Origin of the sequence: Paraburkholderia caffeinilytica (assembly GCF_051027425.1) — a bacterium.
In the GTDB taxonomy this organism is placed as follows: domain Bacteria; phylum Pseudomonadota; class Gammaproteobacteria; order Burkholderiales; family Burkholderiaceae; genus Paraburkholderia; species Paraburkholderia caffeinilytica_A.
On sequence record NZ_CP186552.1, the window covers coordinates 1,973,178 to 1,990,181 of the forward strand.

Here is a 17,004-nt window from a genome sequence, read left to right on the forward strand (position 1 = left end):
CTGAGCGGCGCTAGTTCGCAGAATCTCCGCCTCGCCGGGCTCTCGTTTGCCGGTTTTGACCATCGCAGGTTTTACGCCCCGTTCTCATTGATAGCCTGGCACGGCGGCGCATCGTCCAGTTCGGGTGTTTCCCGACTCAGGAAATGCGCCGCTGCGCCGTTAACCAGTGATAACCCTCTAACGGCTCGTCCATTCGTCGAGCCTCCAGAGTGGTTGAACACTGAGCCTGGCGGTTGAGCCGGCGATGGATGGCTATGGAGAAAACGGCGTGAACCGACTCAGCTTGAATACCAAACTGTGGCTTGCATTATTGATTACGTGGCTGGGCCTGCTGGGTCTCGGCGGCTGGGCCGCGTGGCAGTCGCGCACGACGATGCTGTCTGAGCGCAAAGCGGCGGTGCAAAACGTTGTCGAAAGCGCGTACGGCATCGTGGCCGACTACGCGAAGCTCGCCGACCGGCATGAACTGACGCTCGAGCAGGCGAAGCAGCAGGCAATGGCGCGACTCTCGGTGATGCGCTATCCCGGCAACGGCTACATGATTATCACGACGGCGACACCGGTCGTCATCATGCATCCGACGCTCGCGGATCTGCGCAACAAGGACGTCACGCACTACGCGGATAGCGACGGCAAGCTCCTGTTCGTCGAGATGGTCAAGCTCGCGCAGGCGCAAGGACAGGGCTTCGTCGACTATATGGCGAGATTGCCCGGCAGAACCGACCACGTGCCGAAAATCAGCTTCGTCAAGCGCGTCGACGCGTGGGACTGGTATCTGATTTCAGGCGTCTACGTGAACGACATCGACGAAGCATTCCGCGCCGGTCTGCTGCGCTATTTCATCATCATTCTCGTGATAGGGAGCTTCAGCACGATCGCGCTGGTGCTCATCATCCGCAACGTGAAACGCAGTCTCGGCGGCGAGCCGGCCTATGCGGCGCGCGTGGCGGAGACCATCGCGGATGGCGACCTGTCGCATCCCGTTGCACTAGGCGGCGACGATCGGCAAAGCATGCTGTTCGCGATGCAGCGCATGCAGAGCCGGTTGGCCGAGGCGATGCGGCGCATTCGCGGCGGCACCGAAACGATCACCGTCGCGGCCGAGCAGATCGCTGCGGGCAATCTCGATCTGTCGGCGCGTACCGAAGAGCAGGCCTCGTCGCTCGGCGAAACCGCGGCGAGCATGGAGCAACTCACCGCGACCGTGAAGCAGAACGCCGACAACGCATTGCAGGCGAACCAGATGGCGCTCAGCGCTTCGAAGCTCGCGGGCGAAGGCGGCGAGGTCGTCCAGCAGGTGGTTGCGAACATGCAGAATATCGCGGCGAGTTCGGCGCGCGTCGTCGACATCATTGCCGTGATCGAAAGCATTGCGTTTCAGACCAATATTCTCGCGTTGAACGCGGCGGTCGAAGCGGCGCGTGCCGGTGAAGAAGGGCGCGGATTTGCCGTGGTGGCGGGCGAAGTGCGCAATCTCGCGCGTCGCAGCTCGGATGCGGCGAAGGAGATCAAGAGCCTGATCGAGGACTCGGTGGAACGTGTCGACGACGGCAAGGCGCTCGTCGAAAAAGCAGGCGGCACGATGTATTCGCTTGTTGACGCAGTGAAGCGCGTCACCGACATCATCAGCGAAATCTCGGCGGCTTCGGAAGAACAAAGCCGCGGCATCGAGCAGGTCAACGTCGCCATTGCGCAGATGGACGAGACCACGCAGCAGAACGCGGCGATGGTCGAAGAAGCCGCCGCCGCCGCGCAATCGATGCAGGAACAGGCGCAGATGTTGCGCGACGTCGTCAACGTGTTCCGGCTGCAGGGCGAGACTGTCTGACGACGTGACGGATCGCGGCGCGCTTGATGGATTGAGCGCGTCGTCTTTCCTGACGAGTCTATGTGTCTATGGCGACGGGATGCGCCGATGGTTTGCGAGCAAGGCGACCCTGATCCGCTTATCGTGGCGTTGTGCCATCGCGGCCATCACTGCCTGCCACCGTGCGTTGCCAATGCTGACTTCAGGCCCCGGCTGTACAAACTGGGGAGCGTGGAACGCAAGGCCGATCGAAGCGACGGCAAGAGGAACAAGCCATAGGGCTGCTGGCAGAGGGCTAAGTCGCATTTACAGTCTTCCGCAGATCACGGCGTATACGTTCTTCGCAATCCGGCAAACATACCGGCAGGCCGCACCCGCATAGCGCAGCATGCGCGTTATCGCGGGGCCATGTGAGCGGCCGAATGGAGACACACGACGAGCGTGATGTAGACGAGGGCCGCGCAGACGCCGGCCAGCGTACCGGCTACATCTCGCGCGCTGGCGCCGCGCCGGAACTGGACCGGAATTCCCACCAGCAGGTACGCGACCGAGAACACGATGGCGGCCATCAAAGGCGGGGGCGCAAGTGAAGCAGCGATGTCGGGCAATGCGTGCATGGGAAAACCTCCACTCAATCCGGAACGGCCGCTTTTCCTTCACGGCAAGTTCCGGCGATTCATACTTCAGTGGCGCCGCGCGCCGGGAAAAACACCAGTCGGCGCGACTCTGCGCGATTCTGCGAGTAAGAACCCGCTGGTAAGAACCTGTTAACGAAGCTGGGCGACCAGCGCATCCGCGCCTTTGTCGAGGCCGGTCTCCGCTGCGCTCAACGAGCCGAAGGCTGCCGGAAGGTTCATCGCGTTCGGATACTGCTTCGAAACGTAGGCCTTCAGCAGTTGGCCATTGGCGCCGTCATAGACTTCCACGGCGTAGGAAACCGAGCCGCTGAACGCGCCCTGGCCGCCACGGATCGACTGCACGCCGTTATAAAGATTGCCCGCAAGGTCGAAGTGCATGACCTGTCCAACCAGCATCGTCGTCTTTTCAGCGCCCGTCAGTGTCAGCTTGATGCGCAGGGTGTTGGGGCCGGGCTGCTTCGCAACAGTGAACCGTGCCGCCAGTTTTTCCGAAAACGTCTTGTTCATGTAATCGGCGAGCGCGGCGCGGTCGGCGGGCTTCATATCGCCGAACTGGTTATCGCTGCCCTGATAGACGACGACCGGGTCCAGCACGACCTGCGTGTATCGCGACCAGACCACCGGGGCCGTGTATTTGTAGGGCACCTTGCGGGAATCGTCACCGCGGTTCTGCGTCAACTGCGACGCAGAGGAGATGCCCGTATAGGCGACCGGCTGCACGCCCGCGCACGCGGTTAAGGTCAGTACCGCTGCAGCGGTGAAAAGAAGCGGGACGACGTTTTTCTTAAACATTGGGTGTTCCTGGGAGGGTAGATCGGGTGGAGAAAAGCGTCCTGGGTCAGGCCGGAGCCGATGAGGCCGAACAGTAGCATCACCGTTATGATTTGTAAACCGTCTATCCGGGTTGTTTTTGGGGTGCCCGGCGCGGTACAATTCCATTCCTCAGCACGAATTCTCTTGCGGCGAGGGTCTGCGGCACGGCTCGCAGACCCCGATTCACCGCTTCGAATGGCGTGCCGGACACCATAACTACGCGGCCGTTATCGAGCCGGCGGCGCAATCATCGCGATCTCATCAATATCGACAATGGATAACCAGACCCGTTCGGAGATTTCCCGCAGAAGGGCAATTGAAGCCGCTTTTTCCATCCTCACCCGGGACGGTGTCGGCGGACTGACGTTCGATTCGTTAGCGCGCGAAAGCGGCATCAGCAAGGGCGGACTGCTGCATCAGTTCCGTACCAAACAAGGCGTGCTTTACGCGCTGCTGGAACATCAGCGGCAGCAGTTCGAGCAGATTGCGCGCAGCTATATTGCGAAAGAGGGGGCGTCGAAGGCCGAACCGAACCTGGCCGCCCAGATTGCAATTTATCGGGAATCGGTCAATCAGCCGCATTCCGTCGCACGCGCCATTCTCGCGGCGATTATCGAAAGCCCGACCTTGCTTGACGACATGAAGGTCGCGGACGCCGGGAAAATGCAGGCGTTGCAAGATGAAGCGGCCGACCTCGACTTGTCGTTGCTGCGATATTTCGCTGCCAGCGGTCTCGCATTTCATTCCCTGTTGGGATTGTCGCCACTGGCCGATTCGACTCGTAACCGGCTGTTCGATCGTCTCCTCGACGAAGAGAGCTGGCAAGGCCAGGTGTCGCCGCCAAAACGCCGGAAACGGTCCGCGGGCTGACCTGCGCGGGTGGTGCGAATAGAGGGGCGACCGGGCGAATCTGCGTCTGAGCGTCCCTTTCGACTCAATGGTTCGACCTACAAACAAACCGTCTAGGCGGTTTACAAGTTGAAATTGCGGTGTTACTGTGGCGCCTCACATGAGTTGTCTCTCTGCGGCCCAGGTACGAACCCAACGGCGTCGATCGAATAAGGGCCGCGCGCTTCCGGGTTATGCGCCCTCAAGCGGATACCGAAAATGAATGAAGCCAGATTAATTGCGTGTCACGAATGTGATTTGCTGCAGTGGAGGGCACCACTATTCGAACGCGGTACTGCGCGTTGTCAACGATGCGATGCAGCGCTCTACCGAAGCTTGCCGGCCACGTACGATCGCGCGCTCGCGTTCACGCTCGCGGCTGCGGTTCTGTTTGCGATTGCCAACTGTTTTCCGATCATCGGACTGCGGGTCAATGGCGCGCTCGTTGAAACCACGCTATTTGAAGCCGTTTCTTCGCTGTACGCCGACGGTATGTGGCCGGTAGCGGGTCTCGTTCTGGTGACGACGATCCTGATGCCGGCATTGAACATAGCGGCGGTGATCTATCTGCTTCTGCCGCTGCATATCGGCGGATTGCCTCAACGTCCCGAGATTGTTCTGCGTGTGCTCAGGCATGTCGCGCCTTGGGGGATGATCGAGGTGCTCATGCTTGCGATGCTGGTTGCGCTCGTCAAACTCCAGCACTTCGCGACGGTGGTTCCCGGCATCGCGATCTGGGCATTCGGTGCGGTGATGGTGCTGCTCGCGGCAGCCGCTGTTTCGTTCAATCCACGCGATATCTGGGCGCGTATCGAAAGCATGCCAGGCGTCGTTGTCGTGTCGCATGCGCTACAGGCAGGCGCCAGTGCGGCTACTGCAGCACGTGCCGGTCTATTCGCTTGTCACGACTGCGGCCTGCTGTCAAAACCGCTCGGCCATGCTGGTGGCGGGATTTGTCCGCGTTGCAGCGCCGTGTTGCATCTGCGCAAGCCCAATAGCCTCGCACGCACCTGGGCATTCCTGCTGGCCGCGATGGTTCTCTATATCCCAGCCATTCTCCTGCCGGTCATGGTCACCAGTACTTTATTCAGCGCGCAATCCGACACGATTTTAAGCGGTGTCGTGTTTCTCTGGACCTCCGGATCGTGGGTGCTTGCCACGATCGTTTTCATTGCAAGCATCGTGGTGCCCATGCTCAAAATCCTGTCGTTAGCCTACCTCGCCTGGAGTACCCAGTTGCGCTCGTCCCACATGCCGCGCAAGCGCACGCGCATCTACCGGTGCGTGGAGCTGGTCGGCCGGTGGTCGATGCTCGATATCTACGTCATCACTATCCTGGTAGCGCTCGTGCAATTTGGTTCGGTTGCAACGATCGATGCGGGTCCCGGGGCGATAGCGTTCGGCGCGGTAGTTGTGCTGACCATGTTCGCCGCACTGTCGTTCGATCCACGGCTCATATGGGATGCAGTGGAGTTGGACGGTGAATAAGTTGCCAGCACAGAACGATGGTGAAGATGCGACCGACTTTCCAACAGCAGTGACCGCCGGGCGGTCGAGGTGGCGTATGCCGCTCGTGTGGCTCGTGCCGCTTGTTGCCGTCCTGATAGCGGGCGGCCTCGCGGTGCAGTCGATCATGCAAAAAGGCCCAACCATCACCATCAGCTTCACGACAGGCGAGGGCATCGAGGCCGGCAAGACGAAGATCAAGTTCAAGAATGTCGATATTGGCGTGATCAAAAGTCTCACACTTTCTGACGATCACAAGACCGTGCTTGCCAGCGCTGAAATGTCTCGCAACGCTTCCAGCATGCTGGTCGACGATACCCGCTTCTGGGTGGTTCGGCCGCGCATTGCGGGCGGCACCGTATCGGGCATCAGTACATTGATATCCGGTTCTCACATCGGCATGGACATTGGAACGTCGCAAAAAGCGCGGCGTGATTTCACCGGTCTCGAGTCTCCGCCCGTTCTCGCTTCAGGGGCGCCGGGGCGGGAGTTCGTCCTTAAGAGCGGCAGCATTGGCTCGCTCGATATAGGTTCGCCCGTATTTTTCCGCAAGCTTCAGGTTGGCCAGATCGTTTCTTACGCGCTCGACCCCGACGGCGCGGGAATGACCGTGCACGTTTTTGTCAACGCGCCATACGACAAGTACGTCACGAACGACACTCGTTTCTGGCAAGCGAGCGGCGTTGACGTGACGTTGGACACGACCGGCGTGAAGGTCAACACCGAGTCGCTGGTATCCATCCTGATCGGTGGCCTGGCGTTCGAGAATCCGCCTGACACAACCAGCAAGATCGAAGCGGACCCGAAGCGTGAGTTCCAACTTTTCGGCGGCCGGGCGGATGCGATGAAGCAGCATGAAACGATCGTCGACAAATACGTGCTGAACTTCAAGGAGTCTGTCCGCGGATTGACTGTTGGGGCGCCGATCGACTTCCGCGGGATCGTCATCGGCGAGGTATCGGCGATCAATACGCACTTTGATCCGGCGACGAAGGAATTCAGTATCCCCGTCGAGGTCAGCTTCTTCCCGGAGCGCCTGATTTCACGCGACGAAGTCGGCGGCGCCATTGCGGCAACACCGGCAGAGCGGCAAGAGTTTGCGGACTATCTGGTGAAGAAGGGTCTGCGAGCGCAACTCAGAACAGCGAGCCTGCTGACCGGTCAACTCTATATCGCGATCGATTTCTTTCCTTCGGCGCCGAAGGCGGCCATCGACTGGAGTAAAACGACGCCTCAGTTGCCGACCATACCGGGCAACCTGCAGGGTTTGCAGGACTCCATTACAACGCTCGTCGCCAAGTTGAACAAGATTCCATTTGAAGGCATTGGCAACGACTTGCGCAAAACGCTCAATGATGCGGATACGCTGATGAATACGATCAATACCGATGTGGCGCCGGAGGCAAAAGCGACGCTGGCCACAGCACGTGAAGCCATCACGTCGGTGAATCGCACGTTGCAAAGCGACTCGCCATTGCAGCAAAGCACGGCGGAAACCATGCGCGAAGTGTCACGGACCGCGGCTTCGTTCCGCGCGCTGGCGGAGTATCTCCAGCGCCATCCCGAGGCGCTGCTTCGTGGCAAGACCGAGGACAAGTAATGAGCCGAATAATGAGCCGACTAATGAACCGACATTTGACGTTACCTTCGGCACTGCTTGCGCTGACGTTTTTCGCGGGGTGCGCAACATCGCCGGAATCGAAGTTCTATACGTTGAGCCCGGTTGAGGTTGCCGGACAGGCGGCGCCCGCCAATCCGGTTTCAATCTCAATCGCGATCGATCCGGTGACGGTTCCCGAACTGGTCGATCGACCGCAAATCGTTTCCCGGCTGGACGCGAACCGTGTGTCGATCGATGAGTTCGCGCGTTGGGCGGAGCCGTTGAAGAGTCAGATTTCACGTGTGCTGGCCGCGGACCTCGCGCAACGTATTCCGGGTGCGATCGTATCCAGTTATCCGCAACGTGTGGACGATAACGCCTATCGCGTATCGGTTGATGTGCAGAGCTTCGATTCGTCAGTGGGGGGCATCACCATGCTGGCCGTTATCTGGTCGGTGCGCCCGCCGAAGCGAGGGGAAGCGCTCAGCGGACGGACGGTTGTGTATGAGCCCGTGAGCGGACCCGGCTACGATGCAATGGTGGCGGCGCACAGTCGAGCGCTTGCGTCCGTGGCCGGCGATATCGCCGTAGCGACGCGTTCAGCCATGCAGCGGTGAAACGAAGCGGGGAAACTTCACATCATCGTCACTTCGGATGACTAATCTCATGAATTGCAGTACCCCTTCAACCATGAGAACCGAAATGACAAAGATCAAATGGAATCATGCAGCAGCGCTCGCGCTTTTCGCGGCGTCCCAGGTGGCTCACGCCGGCACGCCAAGCGTTGGCAGCCGTGAGTACAAAGTGTTGCTCAATCCCGTTGCATTCGACAGTTCACCGGTCGATACGGCGAATCGCTTTCTGACCGATCTGCAGGCGAGCCTTGCGGCAAACGGCTTCGATAGCACCGTCAAGAAGACGTTCGGGGCCGACAACGACCGCACCGTGCTCTACTACGATTCACCGGGTACCTGTGCCGTCAAGCAGGCCGGCTACTCGATGCGCGAGCGCGATGACAGCAGCGGTCGCAAGATCGAGTTGAAGTTCGGCTCGGCGAATGAAGCCACCTCGGCGAATACGGACGTCAGCGGCAGCTCGTCGAAGGCAAGCAGCAAACTCGAAGACGACATCACGCCGCCGTCGAATCAGACATACTCGCATTCGACAAGCGAGCCGCTCTCCAACTCCAAGAACATCAACCACCTGAGCGACATCAACGATCTGTTCCCTACCACGCACGTGTTCGACAGCATCAGCACGCAGTCGCTCGTGCCGGTGAGCGGTCTGTCGATCCATGAACTGACCTTCGACGGCCCGACCAGCGATCTCGGTCAGGAAGATGCTGACTTCACCATGACCGTCTGGTATGCCAACGGTTCCAGCACGCCGGCGCTCGCGGAAATCTCGTTCGAAGTCGACGTGAACGACGACGGCGTATTCACCGACAAGGTCACCGCGCGGTCGCAACTGATCTTCAATACGATTCAGGGCATGACGAACTGGGTGCAATCTCCGAGCTCGACGAAGACCGCCTGGGTTTACAAGTATCAACCGTCATTCTGTAGCCAGTAAGTTCGTACGACTGCCGCGCCGGTCCTGCTTTTGCCGCCGGCGCGGCGCACCGCAATACGGCCCGATACAGGACAGACTCAGGGTAGCGTGTCGAGACGCCGTGTCCAGAGCGATGCCACGGCGAGCACAATACCGCTGATCACCAGCATCAGCGTGCCCATCGCCATCCCGTCGCCAATCGAGCCTTGCTCGAACTGTTGCCAGATGAACACCGAAGCGGTTTGCACGCCGCTTGGCGAAAGCAGCAGCGAAGTCACCAACTCGCGCGACGCCACCGCGAACACGATCATCATCGATGCGGCGAGCGGTGGCGCGACCAGCGGCAACACGATACGCCACAGCACGCGCGCACCGCTCGCGCCGTGTACGCGCGCCGCGGCTTCGAGACTGCCGCCGATCTGCCGCAGCGCCGCGCTTGCGTAACGCACCGGATACGGCAACAGCAGACAGCTATACGACAGCAGCAGAATGCCCCACGTGTTGTACGGCGTGACGGGCCAGAGCGGCAGGTTCCACGCGAGGATCAAACCGACGCCGATCACGATGCCGGGCATTGCATGCGGCAACAGCGTGAGGCCGTCGAGCGCCGCGCGGCCTGGTGTACGCGTTTTGATGATGATCCATGCGGCGAGAAAACCCAATGTCCCGGTGACGACAGCCGTCGCCGCGGCCAGCCCGAGACTGGTGAGCAGGGCGCCTGCGCCTTCGCCGGCCGAGGCAATCGCCGCGAAATGCGCGAGCGTCAGATTGGACACGCTCAAACCGCCCGACAACGTACGCACGAACGACGTCGCCACGATCGCACCAAGCGGCGCAAGTGTCGTGCAGAATGCCGCCGCGCTGAATAGCAACAGGACCGGCGCACGCCAGCGGCCCAGTTCGAGTGGATCGTTGGCAACCGGTTTGCCCGTTTGCGTATCGAAGTCGCGGCCGGCAAGCAGACGCCGCTGCGCGATGAAGGCAGCGAGCGCGGTGAGCGCGAGCAGTGTCGAAAGCACGGCTGCGCCGGCCAGATCGATCGGCCAATCGGAGAAGCGCGCTTCGATCGACGTGACCAGCAGACTGAAGCCGGCACGCGCGCCGAGTGCGGACGGAATGCCGAACTCCTCGATCGACATGGTGAAAGCAAGCAGCGCGCTCGCGGCGATCGCCGGCGCAGCGAGCGGCAGCGTGATGCGCACGAACGCGCGCCATGGCGTTGCACCGCATACGCGCGCCACTTGCGCGAGCCGGCCGCCCGTCGACATCAACGCGCGTGAAACCGCGAAATACACAACAGGAAACACGCTCAGCGTCATCGTAAGCGCGATGCCGGTGAACGAAAACAGATACGCGCCGAGATCGAAGCCGGCCAGTTGCTGAAGATAGCCATGCGGCTGCAACAGCAGCATCCAGCCGAGCGCCGCGAGATACGGTGGAATCAGAAACGGTGCGAGAAACAGCAAATCCCATAGGCGCGCGGCCGGCAATCGCGTCAGGCCACGCAGTGCGCCGAGCGGCACACCGAACGCGATGCTCGCAAGCGCAACCGTGATGCCGAAGCGCAGCGTATTGCCGAGCAACGGCCACGTGTCGGATTGCGTGAGTGTCGCGCGGATCGCGGCAAAGGGATGGGAAAGGGAACCGTGGTTCAGCGCCGGAAAGATCGCCTGCAACGCGACGAAGGCAGTGGGCAGCGCGACCAGCAGCCCCAATGCCACGAACAGCGCACCGAGCGCAACGGTGCGTCCGGCGCGGCTCAGTTGCCACGCGCGTCGCGTGGCGGGGCGCTGCGCGATCACGCTTGCCATCAGTGTTCGCCGAACAGGGCGTTAAAGCGCGACAACACCTCGGCTCGCGATTTCGTGTTGCTGCCGTCGTCCTGCGGAAGAAGCTTCAGGTCTTTCAGACGCGGGCGCGGCGTGTCGATATCGTCGCGCGCGGGCATCAGGTAGGCGGCCGCTACGAGTTGCTGGCCTTCGTCGGAGAGCACGTAGTCGATGAATGCCCGGGCGTCCGCCTGGTGCGGCGACGATTTGAGGATCATCATCGGACGCGGCGCGATCACCGTGCCGCTGCTCGGGAAGATCACCTTGACCGATTCGCCGCTGGCCGCCGCGCCGTATGCGACGTAATCGACCGCACCGAACACCGCCGATTTCGCTCCCTGCAACACCGGGTTGATCGCCTGCGCATTCGGCCCGAGCACGACCATGCCGTTCTTGTGCAGGCTGTCGAACAGCGTCCAGGCGGATTCGCCGAGCCGGTCCTGCAGGCCCAACAAAAGATCGAGCGATGCACCCGACAGAGCGGGATTCGGCGTGGTCACCTGGTCGCGATAGGCGGGCGCGGCGAGATCGCGCCAGTCGTGCGGCTCGGGTTTGCCGGCACGCGTATTCCAGACAATGCCCAGCGCCGAAATACCTTGCGCGACGTAAGAGGGCGACTTGAACATAGGCGGCACGTGCGCGGCATTCGGGCTCGTGTAAGGGGCGAGCCAGCCGCGCCGGTCGAGATCCTGAGCCGTATCCCATGACGCGGAAATCAGGACGTCCGCGTGAGGATTGCTCGATTCCGCCTCGATCCGCGCCATCACCTTGCCGGTCGTGGCCTGAAACAGATCGATTTTGACACCCGTTTTACGCTCGAAACCTTGAGCGAGTTTTTTGCTGAGATTGCCAGGACCGGCAGTATAGACAGTAAGCGCGTGCACGGAAGTAGTCAGCCCGAAGGCAAGGAAAATGAAACAAACGAGGGAAGACAGTGATTTGACCATTGTAGCGACTCCTTTATCGATAGACAGTTCGCGCCACACGTCCGTGCGCCAGCGTGACGATCGTGTGCGCCAGCGCATCGGCTTCGCTGCGATCGTGCGTCACATACACGGCGGTCGTGCCGAGTTGCGCGAGGAGGGTGCGAATGTCGTCGCAGAGGGTGGCGCGCAACTGCGCGTCGAGATTCGAAAGCGGTTCGTCGAACAGCAACACGCGTGGACGCGCGACGATCGCGCGTGCCAGCGCGACGCGCTGCTGCTGGCCGCCGGAGAGCGCCGACGGCCGCCGCGCGGCCAGGTGTTCGAGACCGACGCGCGCCAGCGCCTGCGCGACCGCCGCGACACGCGCGGCGCGCGGCACGCCGCGCATCTCCAGCGGAAACGATACGTTGCCCGCCACCGTCATATGCGGCCAGAGCGCGTAGTCCTGGAACACCATGCCGAGGTCGCGCGCTTCCGGCGGCACGCAATGCGCCGGATCGGCGACGGTTTCGTCGCCGAACATCACGCGGCCTTCGTCGGGGCGCAGCAGTCCGGCGAGCAGTTTGAGTAGCGTGCTCTTACCGCAGCCGGACGGCCCGAGCAGCGCGAGCGTCGTGCCGGCCGGCACGTCGAGATCGATACCGTCGAGCACGGTTTGTTCACCGAACCGCTGACGAAGCCCGCGCAAGTGGATCGATACGCTCGCGTCGTTCATCGGCATGCCTAGAACTTGTGGCGGATGCCGGCCATCAGGCCGAACTGGTTCTTGCCGGCCACGACGTCGGTGCCGAAGCCATTGAGACCCAGGTTCGAGCCGTTGCGGTTCAGCACATACGCAAGGTTCAGATACAGGTCGGTGCGCTTGGACAGGAAGTAATCCGCATCGGCCTGGAACGACCACGGGTCACGCGAGGTGCCGTAGAAGTTCTGGTACATCGCCGTGCTGGAGAGCGCGAGGTTGGGCTGCGCGAGCCACGTTGCGCCGAGCCAGTAGAGGCTGGTCGCTTCGACGGGCGACGTGCTCAACGTGCTCAGATGCACCGCTTTCGAATCGAGGTAGCGATAACCGGCATAAGTCGTCACCGTCGAAATCCTGTAGCTCGCGGCAAAGGACACGCGGCGGTCCGTGTTGCCTTCGTAGCCGCCGACCTTCGTCGTGTGCGCGGCCGTCGGGCTCGTGCTGCCGCCGTTCTTCTGGTCGTAGACGAGTGTCGCGCTGAACGGGCCGTGCTTATAACGCAGGCCACCTTCGATAACACGGGCGAAGCGGGTGTCGCCGGCCGGCTGCGCGCCGTACGTGACCGTGTCGTAGCCGAAGCTGTATTGCGCGATCGCCGTCAGTTCGCCGAAGCGTTTTTCATAGCGGGCGGTGTTGTCGAGCCGGTCCGAAAATGCCGGGTCCTGCATCTTGATCGCGTAGACCGCGTTCTTCAGCGGGTTGTATTCGCTGACCCAGTCGAGGAACAGACCGCCCTGGCGGCCCAGCGAGAACGAACCCAGGGTGTCGTTTGCGATACCGACGTAGGCGAGCCGGCCGAACTCGCGGCCGCCTTGCAGCAGGGCGCCGCTATCGACGTTGATGCCGCTTTCGAGCAGGAAGAAGGTGCGCGAGCCGCCGCCGAGGTCTTCGGTGCCGGTAATGCCCCAGCGCGAGCCGGACATGTCGCCGGAAGTCAGGCGCGTGACGCTATGCGTTTCGCCTTTCGACGACGATGCACTGGTGAGATATTCGAGTCCGGTATCGACGATACCGTAGAGCGTGACAGACGAGCCGGAGATGGCGGATGCTTCGTCGGCATGTGCGTAGGCAGACAGGCTGGCGCAGACGGCCAGACAGCAGCCTACCGCCGTGGTGCGGTAGGAGTGATTCACAGATTGTGTCCTCTTTGGGATTAATTTGAGCCACGAATGTAAGCGGCCTGCAAGTCATCCGCGTGACAAAAGGACAGTGATGAACCTGCCGTGTGCTACGCTTTACCCAGATACGAACGGGAACTGAATCATCGGCGAATCGGAAGCCTGGCGTGGAGCGCAAGGGATCGATTCAGCGGAAATAGTCGAAATGTTCGTCTGAATTTCGGGGGTGTAATGAAAAGAAGATTTCAGGTGGTACTTGTCGGCGCAACGTTTCTAACGGGCTGCGCGACCGCAAAATACGACAGCATGGGACCCGCGCTGTCGCTGATGTCGCAACAGCAGAAATGCTATCTCGTGGCTCAGACCGCCTCGGCCGCGGCGAAGTGGCGCGATGACGGCGTTCCCGTCAGCGAAGCGCATGCGCGCCTCGACGCCGTCATCATGCCGATGCGTGCGCCCGACGATTACAAGCAGCGGGTGCATGAAGGCATCGACACCACCTATCAAAGCCATGTCACGCAGCAGCAGCTCTATTCGAGCATGAAGGGCGCATGCCGCGCTGAGAGCGCGAAGGTTCCTCCGGTGAATTGAACGACGCGGGGGCTTGCTTATCGCCGTTCCGCCATCGCCGGGACGCGTTGCGCCGTCCGCGCGTTTGCGAAATCGACCTGTTTGCCGTCATAGCCCATCGCCGCAGCTTTCCGCGCTCATGTTCGCATCTGCGCGGGATCGCGGCATGTCGCACAAACACGTCTTTGGCCTTGACCCATAGCGCCTGATCGCTTCGATTTTCCCGATTTCCGCGAAAGAGATTCCCCTTTCGGCTCTGTGTCTCCATCGTTGACGAATATACACTCCGGTCAAAGTTGCACTAAAACAACGACGGAGACGCGCCATGCCGCAAGCAGACCTCTGCTTCGAAATCCCTCATACGTCGATGCGCATTCAGCGAACGCGATCAGCAACTGATCGGGTTACGTTTTAAGCATTCCAGAATAGTAAAACGCTGCGCGGAATATCAAATCAAAACGATCTGATTATCAGAAGGTAGGTTATTAAAATAGTAGTAGTACTATATATAGGAGATGCGATGAGAAAGGTTCTGTTTGGGCTGCTCGCTATGACGGCCACGGCGTCGGCAAGTGCGCAAAGCAGTGTCACGTTGTATGGCATAGTAGACAACGGGCTCCAGTACGAGTCTGGCTTGCCGAAAGGGCACGTGTTCGGTGCGCAAAGTGGAGGATGGGCCCAGTCGCGATTCGGCCTTAAAGGCACAGAAGATATTGGAGGCGGAACACAGGCCATTTTCCACCTTGAGTCCCGTCTCAACACACAGAACGGCAGCCTGGCCAACGGCAGCTTCTTCGAGGGGCAGGCGACTGTCGGCTTGCACAATGACACATGGGGCCAATTGAAGTTCGGCAACATGGGCTCGGCCGAAATAAGCCAGTATTCGGGCGATGTCGATCCGCAACAGACGAAAAAGTATGCGATCGGTACGCTGGTGCGAGGCCGGATTTTTTCGCAGGCGGGTAATGGTGTCGAGTATCTGTCGCCGACGCTCGGGGGATTTACGCTGCAGGGGCAATACGACCTGACGAACTCGACGAAATGGAACGCCGGAAATCCGGGAAGCGCGCCGGGCCAGTTGGGCACGTCGAGCGGTCTGGGTAGCGCTCAGGGGCGAACGGACGGTATCAAGCTGTCGTACCAGACTGGCGGTCTTTTCTGGCAGGCAACCTATGACGAGGTTCGCGATCCCAACGGCCAGTTCAGCAACGTGTATCTGGCCTCGCGTTCCATCCTCACGGGCGCGACCTATGCGTTCGGCCCCGTGATTGCGTATATCGGCTATCAGCACCTCAGCGCGCCCAATGCGTCCAATACCGGATACTTCGGTACGGCCACGCCAACAACGCTGCCCTCAGGCACGTCGCTGCCAACAGCGGTCAATCACGAATGGATCGGGGCAATCTGGCAGACCACGCCGGCGCTTTCGATCACCGGTGCGGTGTATCACGCAAACGCCAATCATGGTAACGGTAACGCGACGCTGTACACACTGGGCACGAACTACTCGCTGTCGAAGCGAACGCTCCTGTATACCGAGCTCGGTTACGTTCGGAATAGTGCGACGTCCAACCTTGGACTCGACAGTGGGCTGTATGGCGCGAACAGTAACAACGACCCGGTGAACGGCAGCACGTCCAGCACGAATCCGAACTATGGCAAGAGCCAGTTCGGCGTAATCGCGGGCATCGCCCACCAGTTCTAGGAGGAGCGGACGGGTTTGGGAGAGGTTCTATCCCGAACCCGGCTCGCTATATGCTCGGGAATATTCTCCGGCGTCACGACAACGACCGATGAAGATGGCGATACGGCTGAGGCCGGCAGGAGTTTGTGGAAATGGATGATGTGTTGGCACGCCGAGCGCATGTCCTGGCGTAGATCGTGATGGAGAATCGCCTGTACCTTACCCTCGCGCAGCAATTGCACGTTGTCTCGATCGAGGTCGTGTCCGATAAAGCAAATCGGAGCTTGCTGCTGTGCTTCGAGTGCTCGAAGAATGGCGACATTTCCTCCTCCCATGGAGTAGACCGCGGCGATGCGGGTTGCTGCGCCGAGGACATTGAGGACTCGTTTCTCGGTGGGCGTGTCGAGGCCGTGGCCGCCACTGGCATCGATCAACGTAAGCTGTGGATAGCGGGTTCTCAACGCGCGCCGAAAACTTATTTCGCGTTCCTCCTCGCCCCTGAACCGTTCATCGCTCATGGTGATCAGGATGTTGCCGGACCGCGGACCGAGCCACTGCGCAACGAGATATGCGGCGGTGGCGCCGGCGACCCGATTGTCCAGCCCCGCGTATGCAACGCGGCCGGACAACGGGATATCGGTGAAGATCGTGACGACTGGAATGCCGCGGCGCTGCAGGTCGCCGATCGCTTCGGCAATCTCGGGAACATCGCGGGCCTTCAGGAAAACCCCGTGGCTTCCGCGGCGTCCAATCGACTGAAGAGTCTCGACGACCTCGGCGGTCGTCATTGTTTCCCGCATCAGGAAACGCGGACGAACGACTACCGGGTGCATCACGGGCAATTCTGTTTCAAGCGCATCCTTGATCTCGTCAGCAAAGCGTGCAGGCGCTTCTACGACCACGTCAACCATGAGTTTTCGCCCGACGGTCGCCAACTGCAGTTCCTGTTTTTCGAGTTCCTTGATGGCTTGTTCGACGCGCTTGCGCGTGTGTTCGCGAACGTGGGCACGCCCGTTGAGCACGCGGTCGACTGTTGCCACGCCTAGCCCGGCCTGGAGAGCTATCTCCTTGATAAGAAAGCGGTGTGCCATGCCTGCGCTTCCATTTGTGATGTGTTTTTGATGTTTTTATGATAACCGCATATTGGTTCGGCGGACTATGCTGTGACTGCAAGATTCACACGCGCATTGAGCAAGTTTGCCTCGTTAAATTATAGGACGGGCATTCCAGACGAGCCTGGGTAAACGCTAAGTTTGATGTGTTTTTGATGTGTTTTCATTCTTCGCCGATAGAAAGAGTACCGTATTATTTCCAGCCCACGACAAACAGGCGGCC

At 60.6% G+C, this 17,004-nt stretch carries 15 protein-coding genes; 8 read left to right on the plus strand and 7 right to left on the minus strand.

The features are described 5' to 3' along the window. Window positions 1–268: 268 nt before the first annotated feature. A complete protein-coding gene (locus ACOSV0_RS08675) occupies window positions 269–1,828 on the plus strand; it encodes a methyl-accepting chemotaxis protein (protein ID WP_434109896.1) in 1,560 nt (519 codons plus the stop codon). Between the two features lie 374 nt (window positions 1,829–2,202). On the opposite strand, the gene ACOSV0_RS08680 is transcribed toward ACOSV0_RS08675, so the two are convergent. After that, a complete protein-coding gene (locus tag ACOSV0_RS08680) occupies window positions 2,203–2,424 on the minus strand; it encodes a hypothetical protein (RefSeq protein ID WP_434109898.1) in 222 nt (73 codons plus the stop codon). A gap of 150 nt (window positions 2,425–2,574) precedes the next feature. Continuing rightward, window positions 2,575–3,237 (minus strand): DUF3313 domain-containing protein, encoded by a 663-nt coding sequence (locus ACOSV0_RS08685; protein WP_434109900.1) that lies wholly within the window; start codon window positions 3,235–3,237, stop codon window positions 2,575–2,577. A gap of 294 nt (window positions 3,238–3,531) precedes the next feature. Between ACOSV0_RS08685 and ACOSV0_RS08690 the strand changes: the two genes are divergently transcribed. From ACOSV0_RS08690 to ACOSV0_RS08710, 5 genes are all read left to right on the plus strand, one after another. After that, window positions 3,532–4,128 (plus strand): TetR/AcrR family transcriptional regulator, encoded by a 597-nt coding sequence (locus ACOSV0_RS08690; protein WP_434109903.1) that lies wholly within the window; start codon window positions 3,532–3,534, stop codon window positions 4,126–4,128. A 237-nt stretch (window positions 4,129–4,365) separates the two neighbouring features. Then, window positions 4,366–5,634, plus strand: a complete 1,269-nt coding sequence (locus tag ACOSV0_RS08695; protein WP_434109904.1) for a paraquat-inducible protein A — start codon at window positions 4,366–4,368, stop codon at window positions 5,632–5,634. Further along, window positions 5,609–7,252 (plus strand): intermembrane transport protein PqiB, encoded by a 1,644-nt coding sequence (locus ACOSV0_RS08700; protein ID WP_434109905.1) that lies wholly within the window; start codon window positions 5,609–5,611, stop codon window positions 7,250–7,252. The genes ACOSV0_RS08695 and ACOSV0_RS08700 overlap by 26 nt, the downstream gene beginning before the upstream one ends. A 23-nt stretch (window positions 7,253–7,275) precedes the next feature. Continuing rightward, on the plus strand, window positions 7,276–7,869 hold the full coding sequence (locus ACOSV0_RS08705; protein WP_434109907.1) for a PqiC family protein: 594 nt from the start codon (window positions 7,276–7,278) through the stop codon (window positions 7,867–7,869). A gap of 85 nt (window positions 7,870–7,954) precedes the next feature. Further along, the gene (locus ACOSV0_RS08710) at window positions 7,955–8,824 is read left to right on the plus strand and encodes a hypothetical protein (RefSeq protein WP_434109909.1); all 870 of its coding nucleotides are present in this window, start codon (window positions 7,955–7,957) and stop codon (window positions 8,822–8,824) included. A 77-nt stretch (window positions 8,825–8,901) separates the two neighbouring features. Here the strand turns inward: ACOSV0_RS08710 and ACOSV0_RS08715 are convergent, their stop codons facing one another. The 4 genes from ACOSV0_RS08715 to ACOSV0_RS08730 are packed head-to-tail and all read right to left on the minus strand — an operon-like array spanning window position 8,902 to window position 13,430. After that, window positions 8,902–10,614: an ABC transporter permease gene (locus ACOSV0_RS08715; protein WP_434109910.1), complete on the minus strand. Its 1,713-nt coding sequence runs from the start codon at window positions 10,612–10,614 to the stop codon at window positions 8,902–8,904. After that, complete coding sequence (locus ACOSV0_RS08720) at window positions 10,614–11,579, minus strand: ABC transporter substrate-binding protein (RefSeq protein ID WP_434109911.1); 966 nt, start codon at window positions 11,577–11,579, stop codon at window positions 10,614–10,616. Before ACOSV0_RS08720 ends, ACOSV0_RS08715 begins: the two co-directional genes overlap by 1 nt. 13 nt (window positions 11,580–11,592) lie before the next feature. After that, the gene (locus ACOSV0_RS08725; RefSeq protein WP_434109912.1) at window positions 11,593–12,273 is read right to left on the minus strand and encodes an ABC transporter ATP-binding protein; all 681 of its coding nucleotides are present in this window, start codon (window positions 12,271–12,273) and stop codon (window positions 11,593–11,595) included. Between the two features lie 8 nt (window positions 12,274–12,281). Then, window positions 12,282–13,430, minus strand: coding sequence for a porin (locus ACOSV0_RS08730; protein WP_434109914.1), 1,149 nt, complete (start codon window positions 13,428–13,430; stop codon window positions 12,282–12,284). A gap of 216 nt (window positions 13,431–13,646) precedes the next feature. On the opposite strand from ACOSV0_RS08730, the gene ACOSV0_RS08735 reads away from it, so the two are divergent. Both ACOSV0_RS08735 and ACOSV0_RS08740 read left to right on the plus strand, forming a co-directional pair. Further along, window positions 13,647–14,006, plus strand: a complete 360-nt coding sequence (locus ACOSV0_RS08735; protein ID WP_434109916.1) for a hypothetical protein — start codon at window positions 13,647–13,649, stop codon at window positions 14,004–14,006. A 499-nt stretch (window positions 14,007–14,505) separates the two neighbouring features. Continuing rightward, on the plus strand, window positions 14,506–15,690 hold the full coding sequence (locus tag ACOSV0_RS08740) for a porin (RefSeq protein WP_434109917.1): 1,185 nt from the start codon (window positions 14,506–14,508) through the stop codon (window positions 15,688–15,690). On the opposite strand, the gene ACOSV0_RS08745 is transcribed toward ACOSV0_RS08740, so the two are convergent. Further along, window positions 15,687–16,760 carry a LacI family DNA-binding transcriptional regulator gene (locus ACOSV0_RS08745; protein ID WP_434109918.1) on the minus strand — a complete coding sequence of 358 codons (1,074 nt, stop codon included), beginning with the start codon at window positions 16,758–16,760 and terminating at the stop codon, window positions 15,687–15,689. The genes ACOSV0_RS08740 and ACOSV0_RS08745 overlap by 4 nt on opposite strands. Between the last annotated feature and the right edge of the window lie 244 nt (window positions 16,761–17,004).

What these genes read in the sequence shown, in the direction of transcription:
- ACOSV0_RS08720 (WP_434109911.1), bottom strand. Translation starts at nt 11,579, where the DNA reads ATGGTCAAATCACTGTCTTCCCTCGTTTGTTTCATTTTCCTTGCCTTC.
- ACOSV0_RS08710 (WP_434109909.1), top strand. Translation starts at nt 7,955, where the DNA reads ATGACAAAGATCAAATGGAATCATGCAGCAGCGCTCGCGCTTTTCGCG.
- ACOSV0_RS08700 (WP_434109905.1), top strand. Translation starts at nt 5,609, where the DNA reads ATGCAGTGGAGTTGGACGGTGAATAAGTTGCCAGCACAGAACGATGGT.
- ACOSV0_RS08690 (WP_434109903.1), top strand. Translation starts at nt 3,532, where the DNA reads ATGGATAACCAGACCCGTTCGGAGATTTCCCGCAGAAGGGCAATTGAA.
- ACOSV0_RS08735 (WP_434109916.1), top strand. Translation starts at nt 13,647, where the DNA reads ATGAAAAGAAGATTTCAGGTGGTACTTGTCGGCGCAACGTTTCTAACG.
- ACOSV0_RS08695 (WP_434109904.1), top strand. Translation starts at nt 4,366, where the DNA reads ATGAATGAAGCCAGATTAATTGCGTGTCACGAATGTGATTTGCTGCAG.
- ACOSV0_RS08680 (WP_434109898.1), bottom strand. Translation starts at nt 2,424, where the DNA reads ATGCACGCATTGCCCGACATCGCTGCTTCACTTGCGCCCCCGCCTTTG.
- ACOSV0_RS08745 (WP_434109918.1), bottom strand. Translation starts at nt 16,760, where the DNA reads ATGGCACACCGCTTTCTTATCAAGGAGATAGCTCTCCAGGCCGGGCTA.
- ACOSV0_RS08715 (WP_434109910.1), bottom strand. Translation starts at nt 10,614, where the DNA reads ATGGCAAGCGTGATCGCGCAGCGCCCCGCCACGCGACGCGCGTGGCAA.
- ACOSV0_RS08685 (WP_434109900.1), bottom strand. Translation starts at nt 3,237, where the DNA reads ATGTTTAAGAAAAACGTCGTCCCGCTTCTTTTCACCGCTGCAGCGGTA.
- ACOSV0_RS08725 (WP_434109912.1), bottom strand. Translation starts at nt 12,273, where the DNA reads ATGAACGACGCGAGCGTATCGATCCACTTGCGCGGGCTTCGTCAGCGG.
- ACOSV0_RS08705 (WP_434109907.1), top strand. Translation starts at nt 7,276, where the DNA reads ATGAACCGACATTTGACGTTACCTTCGGCACTGCTTGCGCTGACGTTT.
- ACOSV0_RS08740 (WP_434109917.1), top strand. Translation starts at nt 14,506, where the DNA reads ATGAGAAAGGTTCTGTTTGGGCTGCTCGCTATGACGGCCACGGCGTCG.